This is a genomic window from Arthrobacter sp. EPSL27 (assembly GCF_001512305.1).
Classification (GTDB): domain Bacteria; phylum Actinomycetota; class Actinomycetes; order Actinomycetales; family Micrococcaceae; genus Arthrobacter.
Map to the genome: position 1 here is coordinate 947,400 of NZ_LNUT01000005.1, position 18,141 is coordinate 965,540.

Here is an 18,141-nt window from a genome sequence, read left to right on the forward strand (position 1 = left end):
GCCGAAGCGGAGCGGGATGGGGGCGTTACGCGACTGCGTTATGCGTCCAGCGCGCTCATCACGTGCTTGATGCGCGTGTAGTCCTCCACGCCGTACATGGAGAGGTCCTTGCCGTAGCCGGACTGCTTGAAGCCGCCGTGCGGCATTTCGGCGGTAAGGAGGATGTGGGTGTTGATCCACACCGCGCCGAAGTCCAGGTCGCGGCTGACGCGCATGGCCGTGCCGTGGTCCGTGGTCCAGACGCTGGAGGCCAGGGCGTAGTCGACGTCGTTGGCCAGCTCGATCGCTTCGGCCTCGGTGCTGAACTTCTGCACCGTGATGACGGGGCCGAAGGTCTCCTTCTGCACGATGTCGTCGGTCTGCTTGGCGCCGGTGATGATGGTGGGCTCGAAGAAGAAGCCCTTTTCGCCGGCGCGGTGGCCGCCAGTTTCGATCCGGCAGTTCGCCGGGAGGTGCTCCACCACCGAGGTCACGGCGTTGAAGTGGTTCACGTTGTTGAGCGGGCCGAAGTAGTTGTCCTCGTCGTTCTGCGAACCGGTGCGCAGGGTTTTGGTGTGTTCCACCATGGCTGCGACGACGTCGTCGTGGACCTCGTCCTGGACCAGGACGCGGGTGATGGCCGTGCAGTCCTGGCCGGCGTTGAAGAACGCGAATTCGGCGATGGCCGCGGCGCTCTTTTTGATGTCCGCGTCCTTGAAGACAATGGCGGGGGCCTTGCCGCCGAGCTCCAGATGGGCGCGCTTCAGGCCCTTGGCGGCGCCGGAGGCGACGGCGATGCCGGCCCGGACGGAACCGGTGATGGAGACCAGGCCCGGGACCTTGTGCTCCACCATCATGGCGCCGGTCTCGCCGGTGCCCAGGACCACGTTGAGCACGCCGGCCGGGAAGATCTCGCCGGCGAGGCGCGCCAGCACCAGGGTGGATTCCGGGGTGGTGTCGGAGGGCTTGAGCACCACGGTGTTGCCAGCGGCCAGGGCGGGGCCGATCTTCCAGATGGCCATGAGGAAGGGGTAGTTCCAGGGTGCCACCTGGGCGACGACGCCGATCGGTTCGCGCCGCACGTAGGAGGTGTGGCCCTCGAAGTACTCTCCGGCGGACTTGCCCTCCATGATGCGGGCGGCGCCGGCGAAGAAGCGCAGCTGGTCGGCGCCGGCGGCCACTTCCTCGGAGGCGATCAGGGAGCGGACCTGGCCGGTGTTGCGGTGCTGGGCCTCGACCAGTTCGTCGCTGTTGGCCTCGACGGCGTCAGCGAGCTTCAGCAGCATCAGCTGGCGCTGGCCGGGAGTGACGTGCTTCCAGCTGGCGAAAGCCTCTTTCGCAGCGGTCATCGCGGCGTCGACGTCGGCCTGCACGGAGACCGGGGACTTGGCCACCACTTCCCCGTTGGTGGGGTTGACGATGTCCAGCTGGACGGTGCCGGCGGGGGTGACGAACTCCCCGTTGATGAAGTTCTGCAAGGTTTGAACCACGGTGTACAACCTCTTTCGTGCTGGCGGGGAAGGGCGGGCAGGACGGGACCTGCGACTGGTCCGAGCCTATGCCAGGGGGCCAAGTCAGGGAATAGGCAGCTGCACACCCGCGGCGCAGGGCTTTAGTGCGCTTGACCAGCCCCCGGCTATCCTGAATCCATGGCCATTTCACTCGCTGCCCTGCTGGGGGTTCCCTCCCTCAAACTCGCCAAGGCAGGCCTCGCCGAGACCACCTGGCACCAGGACATCGTGTGGGTGGCCGTCACGGAGCAGGAGGACCCGCAGCGGTTCCTCAACGGCGGCGAACTGGTCCTCACCACGGGCATGCGGCTCAAGAGCGCCCCGGAGCAGCGCCGCTTCGTCCGCCAGGTCCAGCGCGCCGGCGCTGTGGGCATCGGTTTCGGCGTCGGCCTGACGCACGACGCCGTGCCGCCGGCGCTGATTGCCGAGGCCAACCGCTGGGGCCTGCCCGTGGTGGAGGTGCCGTACGAGACCCCGTTCATCGCGATCGGCAAGCTGGTGGCGGATGCCCAGTCCGCGGACCACTTCACCAAGCTGGAGCGGCTGATTGCAGGGCACCAGATCCTGGCCCGTGCCCTGCTGACCGGCGGCGGGCTGGCTGAGCTCCTCAAACACCTGGGGTCGATGCTGCGCACGGACATTGTGCTGACCCAGTTCACCGCCCAGCTCTACAACAGCGTGCCGGGCCATCCCGCGCCGACCGCCGACGGCTGGGCCTCGTTCCCCATCCCCACCGGCCGGCGCGACGCGTGCACCCTCTGGGTCAAGCAGCCGTTCGAGGACTCCGGGATTGTGGGCTACGCGCAGAACCTAATCAGCGTGGAACTCAACAACATGGTCAAGCAGCGCCAGTCCCAGCGCGCCCTGGCCGGGCAGGTCCTGGAAGACGTGATCCACGGGACCCTGGAGCCCAGCGAAGCCACCCGGCGCCTCGCCGGCATCGGCGTGAACAGCACCCGCCGGAACGTGGTGCTGCTGGCCGAATCCGCCGCGCACTTCAAACAGCTGGGCGCGTCCTCCCTGCCGCAGCCGCTGGAGAAGGCGGTGACCGCCGTCGTCGGGAAAGACCTGGTGGCCGTTATTCCCGACGACGGCGGCGGCGCCAGTGCGCTGGCCAAGGGCCTCAGCGACCATCTGGCCGAGGCCGGGATCCATGCCACCATCGGCATCGGCGGCGCGTACACCAAACCAAACGGCCTGCGCTGGAGCTACTTTGAGGCCCGCGACGCCGCCAGCCACGGCCTGCCAGTGAACGAACCGGAGCGGCTGAGCCTGACATCGCTGCTGCTGGCCAGCGAGGATGTGCCGCTCGCGGACATGGCGAACGAGTCCCTGAACCCGCTCCGGAACTTCGACGCCGCCCATGGCGCCGACCTGATGGCCACGCTGGAGAGCTACCTGAACAACAACGGCTCCGTGGCCGCGGTAGCCGAGGAGCTGACGCTGCACCGGAACACGGTCCGCTACCGGCTGGCCCAGATCACCGAGCTCACCGGCTACGACCCGGCCCAGACCTCGGACCGGGTGCAGCTGTGGCTCGCGCTGGCCGTGCAGCGGCTGAGCGCCCGCCACCCGCGCTGATTAGGGTCTTAGTGCCGTAGACCGTGCTTCCTGCGCGGGAGAACACTGGGAATGACATCACGCTGCGCAAGAGTGCCTCCGACCGGTGCCCCGACAGTGCCTGATCAGTGCCACGGACCAGTGCCACGGACCAGCGCTCCTGATCCACCGACCGGTGCCGGCGCCCGCCGCCCCGTGCCGTGGGCGCAGGATGCGTCCCGCCGGGGGTTCCGCAACGGTTGCCGGATTCGTCCTAGGAAGAACCCGTCCAGGAGGCCGATCGTGGGTAAGAAGAAGAACAAAAAGAGTGCCGGCGACGACGGCCGGACCAAGATGCCCCGCAAGGAATATGAGGCCGAGATGGCCGTCCTGCAGGGCGAACTGGTGGCCATGCAGGAATGGGTGAAAAACACCGGGGCCAAGGTCTGCATCGTCTTCGAAGGGCGCGACACGGCCGGCAAGGGCGGCACCATCAAGCGCATCGTGGAGCGGGTGAGCCCCCGGGTGTTCCGGGTGGTGGCCCTGCCCACACCGACGGACCGGGAGAAATCCCAGATGTACCTCCAGCGTTATATGGCGCACTTCCCGGCCGCCGGCGAGGTGGTCATCTTCGACCGCAGCTGGTACAACCGGGCGGGCGTGGAGCGCGTGATGGGCTTCTGCACGCCGGAGCAGACCGAACGGTTCCTCAACATGACCCCGCTGGTGGAAAAGGCGATGGTGGACTCCGGCATCATCCTGCTGAAGTACTGGCTGGAGGTCAGCGCCGACGAACAGACCCGCCGGCTGCAGAGCCGCATGGACGATCCCCGCAAGACCTGGAAACTCTCGCCCATGGACCTGAAGTCCTACAAGCGGTGGTACGACTACTCCCGGGCCAGGGACGCCATGTTCGAGGCCACCGACACGGCCTGGGCGCCGTGGTACGTCGCGAACAACGACGTCAAGAAGCGCGGCCGGCTCAACATCATCACCCACCTGCTCAGCCAGGTGCCCTACGACCCCTTCCCGGGGCTCGACGTCGAACTGCCGAAGCGCCAGAAGGCCGGAGACTACCGCGAGTCAACGCTCGCGGTGCGGCACATTCCGACCCCGTTCTGAGCAGCGCCGTGATGAGGAGGACCCCATGAACGACAACCCTGGAGCAGCGGCTGCCGTCGCTTCCACCGAGGCGGAAGCGACGTGGTACACGCTGGCTCCGGCGGAGGTGGCGGCCCAACTGGGGGTGGACCCGGCCCGCGGGCTGAGCGCGGCCGAAGCGCAGCAGCGGCTGCAGGAGTACGGGCCCAACGCCCTGGCCGCCGCGGAGCAGGAGCCCACCTGGAAACGGTTCTTCAAGCACTACCGGGACTACATGCAGATCGTGCTCGTGGTGGCGGCGCTGGTCAGCCTGCTGATCGCGGAATACGGGACCGCGATCGGACTCGCCATCCTGACGCTGTTCAACGCGTGGCTGGGCTACCACCAGGAGGGCAAGGCCGAGCAGGCCGCCGCGTCCCTGGGGCAGATGATGAAGGCCATGGCCAAGGTCCGGCGCGACGGCGACATGGCGGAAATCCCCGCCGAGCAGATTGTGCCCGGCGACATTGTGGTGGTGGACGCCGGCGACCGGGTCCCCGCCGACGGCAGGATCATCCTGGCCGCGACCCTGCAGATCGAGGAAGGCGCCCTGACCGGCGAGAGTGTCGCCGTCGAGAAGGACACCGCGGCCATCAACCGGCACGACGTCGGCATCGGTGACCGGCTCAATATGGCGTTCATGAACACCAACGTGACGCGCGGCCACGGCGAAATCCTGGTGACCACCACCGGCATGGGGTCGGAGGTCGGGCACATCGCGCACCTGCTCTCCGGGCAGAAGGAGGAGAAGACACCCCTCACCAAGCAGGTGGACCGGCTCACCATCTTCATCATCATCGCGGCACTGTTCGCGTTTGTCGCGATCGTGGTGATGGGGCTGGCCCAGGGCGACTCGTTCGCGGTGCTCTTCGGGATCGGCGTGGCGCTGGCCGTCGGTTCCATCCCGGATGCGCTGCCCGCCGTCGTCACCACCATCCTGTCGGTGGGGTCCGTCAACATGGCCAAGAGGAACGCCATCATGAAGGTCCTTCCCGCCGTCGAAACACTGGGGTCGACGTCGGCGATCAACTCCGACAAGACCGGCACCCTCACCCTGAACCAGATGACCGTACGCGAGTTCGTGACCGTGCAGCACCACTACACCGTGGGAGGTGAGGGCTACAGCTTCGACGGGCAGGTCCAGCGGACCGACGGCGACGCCGAGAAGGACCTGGACTATGTGATGTTCCCCTGCGCGCTGTGCAACGACTCGGACATCCAGGACGACGGGACCGTGATCGGCGACCCCACGGAGGCGGCGCTGTACGTGCTCGCGCAGAAGGGCGGTGTGGACGTCAAGGAGTTCCGCCGGAACAACCCGCGGGTGGCGTCCGTGCCCTTCGACTCCGACTACAAGTTCATGGCCACCTTCCACCGGATGCCCGGCGCCGACGGCCGGCCCGTGATCCGCGCCTACGTCAAGGGCGCCCCCGATGTGGTGCTCAACAGGTCCTCGTCCGGGCGGATGCCCGGCGGCCGCGCCGAGACGCTCACGGAGGAGATGCGGGCGAAGGTTCTCGCAGCGAACGAGCGCATTGCCAGCAAGGGCCGGCGCGTGCTGGCCCTGGCGCAGCGCGAGTTCGATCCGGCCACGTTCCAGCCCACGGGCGACCTGATGGCCCTGATGCAGGACCTCGAGATCTGCGCGCTGATCGGCGAGGTGGACCCGCCGCGGGCCGAGGCCGTGGCCGCCATCGCCAAGGCCAAGCACGCCGGCATCCGGGTCCGGATGATCACCGGCGACCACGCCGTCACCGCGGCCGCGATCGCCGAAGAGCTGGGCATCCGGGGCCGCGCGGTCACCGGCGCCGAGTTCGCGGCCATGAGCGACGCCGAGGCCGACAGCCAGGTGGACGGCATCGGCGTGATCGCCCGGGTGGCGCCCGAGCACAAGGTCCGCCTGGTGGAGGTGCTCAAACGCAAGGGCCACGTGGTGGCCATGACCGGCGACGGCGTGAACGACGCACCGGCGATCGCCGCCGCCGACATCGGGATCGCGATGGGCATCACGGGCACCGATGTCGCCAAGGGCGCGGCGAAGATGATCCTCGCGGACGACAACTTCGCCACGATTGTCTCCGCCGTCGAGCAGGGCCGGCTGGTGTACGACAACCTGCAGAAGTTCATCCGGATCCAGGTGGCCAACCTGTTTATGTTCATCCTCGCGTTCATCGGGTCCTCCGCGTTCGCGATCGCCGGCACGGCGCTGCTCAGCCCCGCCCAGGTGCTGTGGATCCACATGGCGATCGTCGCGCCGATCGGCGCCGTGATGGGCCTGGACCTCGCGACGCCGGGCATCATGGACCGCAAGCCCCGGCCGTTCAACCAGCCGATCATCGTCCGGTCGATGATGGTGCGCCTGTTCATCGCCGGGCTGTTCATGGCGGCCGCGACGCTGGTCCTCGTGGAGATCGGCAAGACCTCCTACGGTTCCCTCGAGGTCGGCCAGAGCATGGCCATCGTGGGGCTGGGGCTGATGAACATCGCCGTCGCCCTCAACCTGCGGTTCCCCACCGAGAGCGCCTTCGGGCCCTCGACCATCTCCAACCCGAAGCTGCTCTGGGCGTTCGCCTGGGCCTTTGTGGGCTCCATGCTGATCACCCAGATGCGCGTGCTCCAGGACCTGTTCGGCACCGTGGCGCTCACGGGCCAGCAGTGGCTGGCCTGCCTGGTTCCGGCCGTGCTGCTGCTGCTCCTGGGCGAACTGTTCAAGCTGATCCTGCGGGCCCGGCACAAGGGCTGACGCCCGGCCCCACCCATCCGGTTTCCCGGCAGGTCCGAATGACCCTATGACGCCTTTTTGGTGTGTGGAATCTATACGGCTACCTGACTGGAGATGAACGTGAACAGGACCCTCAAGACCGCTACCCGGATCGCTGCAGGATCAGCACTGGCCTTCTCTGCCTTCGCCGCCACGTCGCTGCCGGCCCAGGCCGCCGTATCTGACCTGGCCAGCGACCCCGTGTCCAACAACCAGGTCACCTTTGGCCCGCTGACCGACGGTCCGCTGATCGACGGTCCGCTGATTGACGGCGGGTTGATCAACGGTCCTCTGGTGGACGGCCCGCTCGTGGATACGGGCGGGACCGGCCCCTTCCAGTTTGGGCAGTTCCAGTAACACTGCCGGCACCCCCCTGATCCCCGGCAGCCCGGCCGCACTGGCCGGCCTGCCGGGGATCATTCTGTCTGAGATCACAGCGCAGGTCCCATTCGTGTGCCCTGGATGCGCCCACCCAGCCCCTCGAGATACCCGAGAAGGAACATGTCCCCGAATCACGCGAATGCCCAGCCCGACTACTCCGGCGGCCGGCTCGACCTGAGTCCCGCCCAGCGTGGTATCTGGTACGCGCAGCAGCTGGCTCCGGAGAATCCGATGTACCAGATCGGCCAGTTCGTCGAGATCAAGGGCCCACTCGATGTACCGGTCCTCGCCGACGCCGTGGCGCGGGCGGTGGCAGGGACAGATGCCCTCAACATGTCCTTCGGAGAGGACCATGCCGGTCCGTTCCAATTCCCCCGCCCCACCTCGGCCGGGATGGACGTCACGGACCTGAGCGGTGCGAAGGACCCGGAGGCCGAAGCCAGGGCGCTGATGGACTCGGACCTGGGCCTCGCCCGTAACGTCGTCACGGATGAACTGCTCCACACGGAACTCATCAAGCTCTCCGACGAGCGGCACTTCTTCTACCAGCGGGTCCACCACCTGATGCTGGACGGCTACTCGGCCGTGCTGGTGCTCCGTCGTGTGGCGGAGCTCTACCAAGGGCTGCTGGAGAGTCCGCCGAACCGGAAAAACACAGACACGCCGGCGTTCGGCGCCCTCGCCGACCTCCTGGCAGCCGAAAACGACTACGCCGGCTCGGATGCCGCCGACGCCGACCGGGCCTACTGGGAAGACCACTTGCGGGATGCGCCGGCCGCAGTAGGACTTGCCGGCCGGCCCACGGGCGCAGCCACGTCGCTGGTCCGCGCCGCCACAACCTTGCCGGCCACTGCCGCCACGGCCCTCCAGGCCGCCGCCGGCTCCGCGCCGGCCCTGGTCCTCACCACGGCCGCACTGTACCTGCACCGGATCACCGGCGAACGCGATGTTTCCGTGGCCCTGCCCGTGACCGCACGCCGCGGCAAACTGGCCAAATCCACGCCGTCGATGCTTTCCAACATCGTGCCCATCCGGATTGCTGTCGAGCCCGGCGCAACTGTCCGCGACACCATCACTGCCGCGGGTACCACCCTGCGCGGAGCCGTGATCCACCAGCGCGGCCGCTTTGAGGAGTTCAACACCCACAGCGGCTACCGGGGCCCCTCAGTCAACATCCTGCCCGTCCTGGACGACATCAGCTTCGGCCCCGCCCGCGGCACCATGAACATCCTCTCCACCGGCCCCATCGACGACCTTTCGATCATCCTCCACGGGCTCGACGCCGGATCCGCCGATGATTCAGCCGCGCCCCCAAAACCGGGACCTAGAGCCCAGTTCGAAGCCAACGCCGCCCTCTACAGCACCACGCAGCTGGAGGAGCACCTGACCCGTTTTGTCCGGCTCCTCACCGAGGTGGCCAGCCAGCCCGATTCCCTCCTCGCCGGCTTGTCTGTAACCACCGCCGTCGAGGAACGCTCGCTGCTGGCCGCCGGAGACGCCGGGGACGCGGCCCTGCCCCGGCACACCCTGATGGAGGAATTCCGGCTCAATGCGCAGGACTGCGGCACCCGGACCGCCGTCATCGCGCCCGACGGAGAACTCACCTTCGGCGAGCTGGAAACCCGCTCGAACCAGCTGGCCCGGTTCCTCAGGAGCCACGGGGCAGGACCGGGGCAGACCGTCGCCGTGCGGCTGGACCGCAGCGTCCTGCTGCCCGTCGCGATCCTGGCGATCCTGAAATCCGGGGCCGCCTACCTGCCCCTGGACCCGGACTATCCCGCGGGCAGGGTCGAGGGCATGCTCGAAGACGCTGCCCCGGCCCGGCTGCTGACGTCCGCCGCGTTCACCGGCGGGGACAACGGCCATGCCGAACTCGCGACGGATGTTCCCGTCACGGTGCTGGACGCCCCCCTCATGGCGTCCTGCCTGGACGGCAAGGACGGGTCGGCGCTGGAGTGCCCCGCCGGGCAACAGGATCTGGCCTACGTCATCTTCACATCCGGCTCCACCGGCCGGCCCAAGGGAGTCGGCGTCGAACACCTCGCCCTGCTCAACCTCTACACCTCGCACCGGGACAGCATCTTCCTGCCCGCGGAAGAGCGCCTCGGACGGAAGCTAAAGGTCGCGCACACCGCCGGGCTCTCCTTCGACGCATCCTGGGACCCCATCCTCTGGCTGATCGCCGGCCATGAGCTCCACCTCGTGGACAACCAGACCCGCCGCGACCCGGAAGCGCTCAGCACCTATCTGTCCGGCACGGGCATCGACTCGATCGAAACCACCCCTTCCTTCGCCAAGGCGCTGCTCGCCGGCGGCTTGTTCGACCAGGGCAGCCACCCGTCCGTTGTGGCCCTGGGCGGCGAGGCCGTGGACCCCCCGCTGTGGAACGCCCTCGCGGAGAAGGACGGGCTGGTGGCTTACAACTTCTACGGTCCCACCGAGACGACAGTCGATTCCCTGACCGCCGTGATGCAGCCCGGCACCGGACCAACGCTCGGCGGTTCCGTGGCCAACAGCCGGCACTACATCCTGGACTCCGGGCTGAACCCCGTCCCCGATAACGCTATTGGTGAGCTCTATGTCGCCGGCATCAACTTGGCGCGCGGCTACCTGGACATGCCGGGTCTCAGCGCCGAACGGTTCGTCGCGGACCCGTTCGGCCCGGACGGCTCCCGCATGTACCGCACGGGCGACGTTGTCCGGCGCCTCGCGGACGGGACGCTCGAATTCCGCGGGCGGATGGATGCGCAGGTCAAGATCCGCGGTTTCCGGATCGAGCTTGCCGAAATCGAAGAGGTCCTCCGCAGCCTCGACGGCGTGGAGCACGCTGCCGTCGCCGTCACCAGGAACCGCGCCGGCTACGACCAGCTGCTCGGCTACGTCACGGCCGCAGACCCGGATATGACGGAGCTGGACACGGCGGAATTGCGCCAGCTTCTCCGCCGGCAGCTGCCCGACTACATGGTGCCCGCCGCAGTACAGCAGATCGCGGCCATCCCGCTGACCGCCAACGGCAAGCTGGACACCAGCGCGCTTCCCGCACCGGAGACGGAATCGGCGGTCTCCGCGCCACGCAACGAGCGGGAACGGATCGTGGCCGAGGCCTTCAAGGAAGTCCTGGGGCTCGACGCCGTGGGGCTGGACGACGACTTCTTCGACCTCGGCGGACACTCCCTGCTGGCGACCCGGCTGGTGGCCCTGCTGCGGGACCGGGCCGGCGTTGCTCCGGCCCTGCGGACCGTGTTTGAACAGGCCACCGTGGCCGCCCTCGCCGCGACCCTGGAGCTGGCAGAAGGCAGCACGAACACCCTGGGGCCGGCGGAACGCCCGGCCGTCATTCCGCTTTCCTTTGCCCAGCGCAGGCTCTGGTTCCTGAACCGGTTCGATCCCGGGTCCGGCGCCTACAACATCCCCGTGGTGCTGGACCTGGTGGGCACCCTCGATGTCCCGGCGCTTCACGGTGCGATCAACCGGGTCGCGGACCGGCATGAATCCCTGCGGACGGTTTTCCCGCTGGTCGACGGCGAACCCGCCCAGCGGATCCTGTCGGAGCAGCCGGTGGAGCTGCTGGCCGTCCAGTGCACCGCCGGGTCGCTGGCCGGTGCCCTCGCCGCTGAAACCCGGCGCGGCTTCGACGTCACCCAAGAGCTGCCGCTGCGCGCCGTGCTGTTCCAGCTTGCACCGGACCACCATGTTCTCGCGATGACGCTGCACCACATCGCCGCGGACGGCTGGTCCCTCGCCCCGCTCGCGCAGGATCTCTCCCTCGCGTACAACGCACTTGCGGCCGGCACGGATACCCCCTTGGCGCCACTGCCGGTACAGTACGCCGACTACACGCTCTGGCAGCGCGACGAACTGGGCAGCGAGGAAGATCCGGCGAGCGCCATCTCCCGCCAGCTTGAGTTCTGGACCCGCGAACTGCGCGGTGCGCCCGACGAACTGCGGCTGCCGTTCGACTTCATCCGCGGTGCGCAGAGCGCCGCCGGACCGGCGGCGTCGGTTCCCCTCACCATCAGCCCGGAAACCGGCGCCCGACTCAACGCGCTGGCCCGGGAACACAACGCCAGCCTCTTTATGGTGCTGCAGGCCGCGCTCGCGGCCCTGCTCACCAAGTCCGGGGCGGGCGAGGACATCCCCTTGGGCACGCCGGTGGCCGGGCGCACGGACACCCGGCTCAACGAACTGGTGGGCTTCTTCGTCAACACCCTGGTGCTGCGGACCAACACGTCCGGCAACCCCACCGCCGCGGAGCTCGTGGAGAGCGTCAGGTATACCAACCTGCACGCCTACGCCAACCAGGACGCGCCCTTCGAGCGTGTGGTCGAGGAGTTGAACCCTGGCCGCTCCCAGCACCGGCACCCGCTCTTCCAGGTCATGCTCACCCTGCAGAACACGGCAGCGGCCGGGCTCTCCATGGACGGTCTCGAAGCCACCGCGGACCTCAGCCAGGAACCGGGCGGTGCCAAGTTCGACCTGCTGCTGGACCTTGTTGAAGGAAACCCCGGCGTTGAAGGAAACCCCGGCGAAGACGACGCCGCGGCCGGCATCCGCGGCTCGCTGGCCTATAACCCGGCCTTGTTCACCCGGGCCACCGTCGAGCAGCTCGTGGCCGGCTTCCTGGCCACCGTCGACCAGTTCGCCGCCGATCCCGGGATCACCCTGGACCGGCTCCGGATCCAGTCCCCGGAGCAGCACCGGCTCGCCCTGGCACAGAGCCTTCATGCAGGCGTGGACGGCGATACCCCCGAAACGGTCGTCGACGCCTTCCGTGCCACGGTGGCGCGGACCCCCGAGGCATCGGCGCTCGTCGATAGCGCCGGAGCCGGCGCCGGCTCCAGCTTCGCCGGGCTCCATGGCCGGGTCCAGGCGATCGCCAAGGGACTAGTGGCCTCCGGCGTGGAGCCGGGCGACCGGGTCGCGGTGGCCCTTCCCCGCACGGCGGACGCCGTTGCTGCCGCGCTGGCCGTACTGGCCGCGGGCGGCGTCTACATCCCGGTGGACCTTTCCTACCCGGAGGAGCGCATCCGGATCATCCTCGAGGACGGCGCTCCCGCCGTCGTGATTTCCGGTGCGCCGGCGGCAGGTGCGGACGGCTCCGCAGGGCCGCGGACGCTGGACGTCAGCAGCCTGCTGGCGGCGGGTGCGCGCATCACCGATGCGGCCCTGGCACAGCGCCGCCCGGGCGGCGAAGATCTGGCCTACGTGCTCTACACCTCCGGTTCCACCGGCCGCCCCAAAGGGGTGGCCGTGCCGCACGGCGCCCTCGCCAACCTCTACCGGCACCACCACCGCACCTTGTACGCCCCGCGCCTTGAGGCGGCAGGACAGGACGGAACCGTGTCCGTGGCCCACATTGCCGGGCTCGGCTTCGACGCCGCCTGGGATCCGATGCTGTGGCTGGTCGCCGGGGCGGAGCTGCACATGGTTGCCGACGACGTCCGGGGGGACGCCGAGTCGCTCGCCGGGTACTGCCGCGGCCACGGCATCGACGTGCTGGAAACCACCCCGTCCTATGCCGGCCAGCTCCTGCAGAGCGGCCTGCTCGACGCGACCCGCAAGCAGCCCCTGCTCCTGGCCCTCGGCGGAGAGGCGGTGACCGCCGGACTGTGGAAGCAACTGGCCAACGCACCGGAGGTCTCGGCCCACAACTTCTACGGCCCCACCGAATTCACCGTGGACTCGGTGACCGCGGAGATCAGCGGCAGCTCACCGGCCATCGGCCGCGGCATCGCCAACACGGACACGTTTGTCCTGGACCAGTACCTGGCGCTTGTTCCGGCCGGCGTCCCGGGCGAGCTGTACCTTGCAGGTCCCGGCATGGCCCGCGGTTACGACCGCCGCCCAGCCGAGACGTCCTCCCGTTTCGTGGCCAACCCCTTCGCCGCTGACGGCAGCCGGATGTACCGCACCGGCGACCTGGTCCGCCGGACGCGGGACGGCTCGCTCGAGTTCCTCTCCCGCACCGACGAGCAGGTCAAGGTCCGCGGCTTCAGGATCGAACTCGGCGAGATCGAGGCCGCGCTGTCCAGCCATCCGCAGGTTGACCGTGCCGTGGCCGTGGCCGACGGCGATCCCGCCCACCGCGTCGTGGCCTACTACACGGGCGCGGCCACGCCCGAAGAGCTGCGCTCCCGGGCCGCGGCCGGCCTGCCCGACTACATGGTCCCGGCCGTTCTGATGCACCTGCCCGCCATCCCCCTGACGCCCCATGGCAAGCTGGACCGGAAGGCCCTTCCGGCGCCGTCCGCCGCTGCCGGCACCGGCCGGGGTGCCGCTCCCGGGACCGCGGACGAACGCACCATGTGCGGGATCTTCGCCGGAATCCTGGGCGTGGACAGGGTCTCGATGGACGATGACTTCTTCGTGCTGGGCGGGCATTCCCTGCTCGCGGTCTCAATGATGGGCAGCATCCGCGAGGCTTTCGGCACCGAACTTCCGCTGCGCAGGCTTTTCGATGAGCCCACACCCGCCGGACTGCTGGCTGCCGTGCACCGGCAGACGGGCACCCTGGGCGCCGCGGCATCCGCAGGATCGGCCACGGCGCCGGGCGCTGCCCAAGAAGCGTCGCAGGAACACACAGCGGAGCCGGCGTCGCTCACGGACTGGCTGTCCGGCGCCGATGCCGCCAGGCCCGCCCGGCTGGACCTTTCCTACGCCCAGTCCCGCATGTGGTTCCTCAACCAGCTGGATCCGGGGTCGGCCGACTACAACATCTCCCTGGCGGTGCGCCTCACCGGGGCGCTCGACGAGCAGGCGCTGGCCTCCGCCGTCGTTGACCTCTTCCGGCGCCACGAAGTCCTCCGGACCATTTATCCGGAGAACGGCGGTGTGCCGGAACAGCTGGTCCTGGAGCCGTCCGACGCCACCCACGGCGCCGGCATGCGCCTGGCCGTCAGCGCCGCCACCCCCGACGAAGTCCCCGGAATACTGCAGGACGACGCCGAACGCGGGTTCGATGTCCGCACCGAGCTGCCGCTACGGGCGAGGCTGATCCGGGTCGCGGCGGCCGACGCGCCGGAGTGGGTCCTGCACCTCGTGATGCACCACATCGCGAGCGACGGCGCCTCCCTCGCCCCGCTGGCGCGGGACCTGTCCGCCGCCTACACGACGGCCCGCGGGAGCGACCCCGCTGCCGGTCAGGCCCCGCTGCCCCTGCAGTACGCCGACTACGCCAACTGGCAGCGGCAGCAGCTCGACGGGACCGCGCTCAACGCCAAGCTGGAGCACTGGCGCCGCACCCTGTCCGGCATCCCGGCCGAACTCATGCTGCCGGCGGACCACCGCCGGCCCCGCGAATCACGCCAGCCCGGACGGCAGCTGTTGTTCCGGCTGGATCCCGCCAGCGTCACCGCACTCAACGGCCTGGCCTCGGCGTCGAACGCGAGCCTGTTCATGGCGCTCCATGCCGCGCTGGCCGCCTTCCTGCACCGCAGCGGCGCCGGGGACGACCTTGTCATCGGCTCCCCCACGGCCGGACGGACGGACCCGGCGCTGCGCGAACTGGTCGGGTTCTTTGTGAACACGCTGCCCTTGCGGGTCGGCGCTGCGGGCGACCCCAGCCTGCGGACCATGCTGAGCCGGTCGCGCGAAAGTATCCTGGCAGCGTTCGACCACGACGATGTGCCCTTCGAACGTCTGGTCGAAGCCGTGAATCCGGACCGTGAGCTGGGCCGCCACCCGCTGTTCCAGACCATGCTCACTGTGGACAACGAGGTGCCGGCGGTTCCGCAACTGCCCGGAGTCCGCGTGGACCCCGAGCCGGAGACGGCGTCGGGCGAGGCCAAGTTTGACCTCTCCTTCACCTTCCGGCCCGACGGCGACGGCTCTGACAGCGACGGCGGCGCCGGACTCACCGGCACGGTCGACTACAACGCCGCGATGTTCGAGGAAGCAACCGCACGGCGGCTGGCCGATGGCTTCGGGCGGTTCCTTGAACTCGCCGCGGCTTCCCCGGACACCCCGGTCTCCGCGCTCCCCCTGCTCGGTGAAGAGGACGCCCGCACCCTGATGGCGGCCACCGCCGGGTCCCGGTCTGACCAAGGGGCCGCACCGGCAGCCAGCTCCGGCGCGGAGCCCGACATCCTGTCGGCCCTCGCCGCGGCGGTCCACGCAACACCGGACGGCACCGCGCTGGTCGCGGAGGACGGAACGCTGACCTATGCGGGCCTCGCCGCCTCCGCGTCCCGGATTGCCGCGGCCCTCGCGGGGGCCGGCGTCCGCCGCGGCGATGTGGTCTCTGTGCTGCTGCCCCGTTCCCGGGGAACGGTCGAGAGCATGTTCGGCGTGCTGGCTGCAGGCGCCGTCTACAACCCGATCGACACTGAATACCCGGACGAGCGGGCCGCTGCCATCATCGAGGACGCCGCCCCGCCGGTGATCCTCACCTGCCGTGCGGTGGCGGAGCGGGCGGACACCCTCCTCGCGGACCTGACGGTCCGGCCGCGTTTGCTGGTGCTGGAAGACCTCCGGGCGCCGGAGGGCAAGGGGCAGGCGGCCGGCCAGGACCTGGGCGGCGACTCCGCCGGCCTGGCTGCACATACCAGGCCGGCCCCGCACGAGCTGGCCTACGTCATGTTCACCTCAGGCTCCACTGGCCGGCCCAAGGGCGTCGAAGTCAGCCACGGCGCCCTGGCCGCGCTGCTCGCCTCTCACCGCGGCACGCTGCTGGCGATCGCCGGTCACCGCAGGGTGGCCCACACCACCGGCGTCGGCTTCGACGCCTCCTGGGACCCGGTCCTCTGGATGGTGGCCGGCCACGAGCTGCATCTGATCAGCGACGAGACCCGCCGCGACTCCCGGCAGCTCGCCGCCTACTTCACGGAACACCGCATCGACGCCTGGGAAACCACGCCCGGCTACCTGAGGCAGCTCCTGGCCGAGCCCGTCTTCACCCGGTTGCTCGATGCGCACGCGGCCGAGGGCTGCCAAGCCGGCCCCTTCAGCCTGGCCCTCGGAGGGGAAGCGTTCGACGCCGGGCTTTGGGACATGGTGGCGGCGCACCCCGGCGTCCAGGGCTGGAACCTCTACGGCCCCACCGAGGCCACGGTGGATACCACCCTGGCCCGTGTCGGCGGCGGCGGGGAACCCGTGCTCGGCACACCCACCGCGGGGACGCGGCTCTACGTCCTGGACGCCAGGCTGCAGCACGCTCTGCCCGGCGCGGCGGGCGAACTCTACATCGCCGGCCGGCAACTGGCCCGCGGCTACCGCGGCCGGCCCGAGCTGACGGCCGAGCGGTTCGTCGCGGATCCCTTCGCCGGCGGTGGCGAACGAATGTACCGCACCGGCGATGTGGTGTACCGGCACGCCGATGGCCGGCTGGTCTTCGCCGGCCGCAACGATGATCAGCTGAAGATCCGCGGCTTCCGCGTAGAGCCAGGCGAGGTGGAGCGGGCCCTGCGCAGCGCTCCAGGCATCCGCGCCGCTGTGGTGCGTACCGTGGGAAGCGACGGCGGTACTGACGCCGGCAGCGGTGTGCGCCTGATCGGTTACGTCGTGCCGGCGGACGCCTCCGAGGAGGCGGACACCGGCGATGACAGCCGAATCGATGACAGGGACCTGTCCGACGCCGTCCGCAACCATGTGCGCGGGCTGCTGCCGGACTATATGGTGCCGGCCGCCGTCGTTATCATCACTGAGGTGCCCCTGACTCCACACGGCAAGGTGGACGCGGGTGCGTTGCCGGATCCCGGCAGCACCGGCCGCCGCGCCGGGCGGGGTCCGCGGACCCCGCGGGAAAAGACCGTTGCCGGGATTTTCGCCGAGGTGCTGTCCCTGGACCGGGCGGGCGTGGACGAATCGTTCTTTGAGCTCGGCGGGCACTCGTTCCTGGCGCAGCCACTGATCGCCAAGGTCAACGCTGCCCTGGGCACGGATCTGACGGTCCAGTCACTGTTCCGGGCGCCCACGGTCGAGGCCCTGCTCCGCGAGGCTGCCAAGGGCGCGGAGGAGAGCGCAGCAGACAGCCTGCGGCAGCTGCTGCCCCTGCGGTCCGCGGGAACCAAACTTCCGCTCTTCGCTGTGCACCCGGCCTCCGGCATCAGCTGGGGCTACGCCTCCATGCTGGGCACGCTGGATCCCGAACGGCCCCTGATCGGTCTGCAGATGCCCGGGACGGAACCGGGCCACACCCACCCGGTCGGGGCCGCAACCCTGACCGACCTGGCGGACGACTACATTGCCCAGATCCGTTCCGTGCAGCCCCAGGGCCCTTACCACCTGATCGGCTGGTCCTTCGGCGGACACCTGGTCCACCGGCTGGCCACGAGGCTGCAGGAAATCGGCGAGAAGGTGGCGTTCCTGTCCATCCTTGATGCCTTCCCCGGCAACCAGGAGGACAATGCCGACGTCGGGACCGGCCCGGGACTGTGGGCCAGCTACCTCGACGCCCAGGGCTATGAACTGCAGGACGAGGACATCGCCGGGCTGGACGGGCAGCGCGCCCAGGAAATCCTGCGCGAACACCACAACCCGCTGGGTACCGTTCCGCTGGACTCCGTCAACGCCATGGTGGGGAACTTCCCTGAACTTGCCCGGCTGATCCGCAACGAGCAGCCGCAGATGTTCGACGGCGACTTGCTCTTTTTCCGGGCCACCCGTGCCGTGCCTTCAGGCACTCCCGGCAGCGATGCGTGGCGGCCTTTCATCACCGGGGCCATCACCGACGTTCCCGTGGCGGACCGGCACTCCCAGATGTTGAGTGAGGTGGCTCTCAGCGCAATTATGCCCGCGCTGGCCATCCGCCTGGACGGCGGAGACGAATAACCAATGATGCCTCTGCTCCACAAGAGGGGCTGTCCGAACGCAAGCACCGACAGGAAAGGTCAC

General features: G+C 69.3%; 6 protein-coding genes. 5 read left to right on the plus strand and 1 reads right to left on the minus strand.

Annotated features, from left to right (window positions below; genetic code table 11):
* Positions 1-38: 38 nt before the first annotated feature.
* Entirely contained in the window at positions 39-1,469 is a 1,431-nt protein-coding gene (locus AR539_RS15340; RefSeq protein ID WP_066440044.1) for a gamma-aminobutyraldehyde dehydrogenase, read from the minus strand.
* A gap of 159 nt (positions 1,470-1,628) precedes the next feature.
* On the opposite strand from AR539_RS15340, the gene AR539_RS15345 reads away from it, so the two are divergent.
* The 5 genes from AR539_RS15345 to AR539_RS15365 all read left to right on the plus strand — a co-directional run bounded on the left by AR539_RS15345 (position 1,629) and on the right by AR539_RS15365 (position 18,078).
* Positions 1,629-3,071 carry a PucR family transcriptional regulator gene (locus AR539_RS15345; protein ID WP_066438743.1) on the plus strand — a complete coding sequence of 481 codons (1,443 nt, stop codon included), beginning with the start codon at positions 1,629-1,631 and terminating at the stop codon, positions 3,069-3,071.
* Between the two features lie 261 nt (positions 3,072-3,332).
* Positions 3,333-4,151 carry a polyphosphate kinase 2 gene (gene ppk2 / locus AR539_RS15350; protein WP_231728630.1) on the plus strand — a complete coding sequence of 273 codons (819 nt, stop codon included), beginning with the start codon at positions 3,333-3,335 and terminating at the stop codon, positions 4,149-4,151.
* 25 nt (positions 4,152-4,176) lie between these two features.
* Complete coding sequence (locus tag AR539_RS15355; RefSeq protein ID WP_066438745.1) at positions 4,177-6,912, plus strand: cation-translocating P-type ATPase; 2,736 nt, start codon at positions 4,177-4,179, stop codon at positions 6,910-6,912.
* A gap of 99 nt (positions 6,913-7,011) precedes the next feature.
* Positions 7,012-7,287, plus strand: a complete 276-nt coding sequence (locus AR539_RS15360) for a hypothetical protein (RefSeq protein WP_157361026.1) — start codon at positions 7,012-7,014, stop codon at positions 7,285-7,287.
* 144 nt (positions 7,288-7,431) lie between these two features.
* Positions 7,432-18,078: a non-ribosomal peptide synthetase gene (locus AR539_RS15365; RefSeq protein WP_066438749.1), complete on the plus strand. Its 10,647-nt coding sequence runs from the start codon at positions 7,432-7,434 to the stop codon at positions 18,076-18,078.
* Positions 18,079-18,141: the final 63 nt, after the last annotated feature.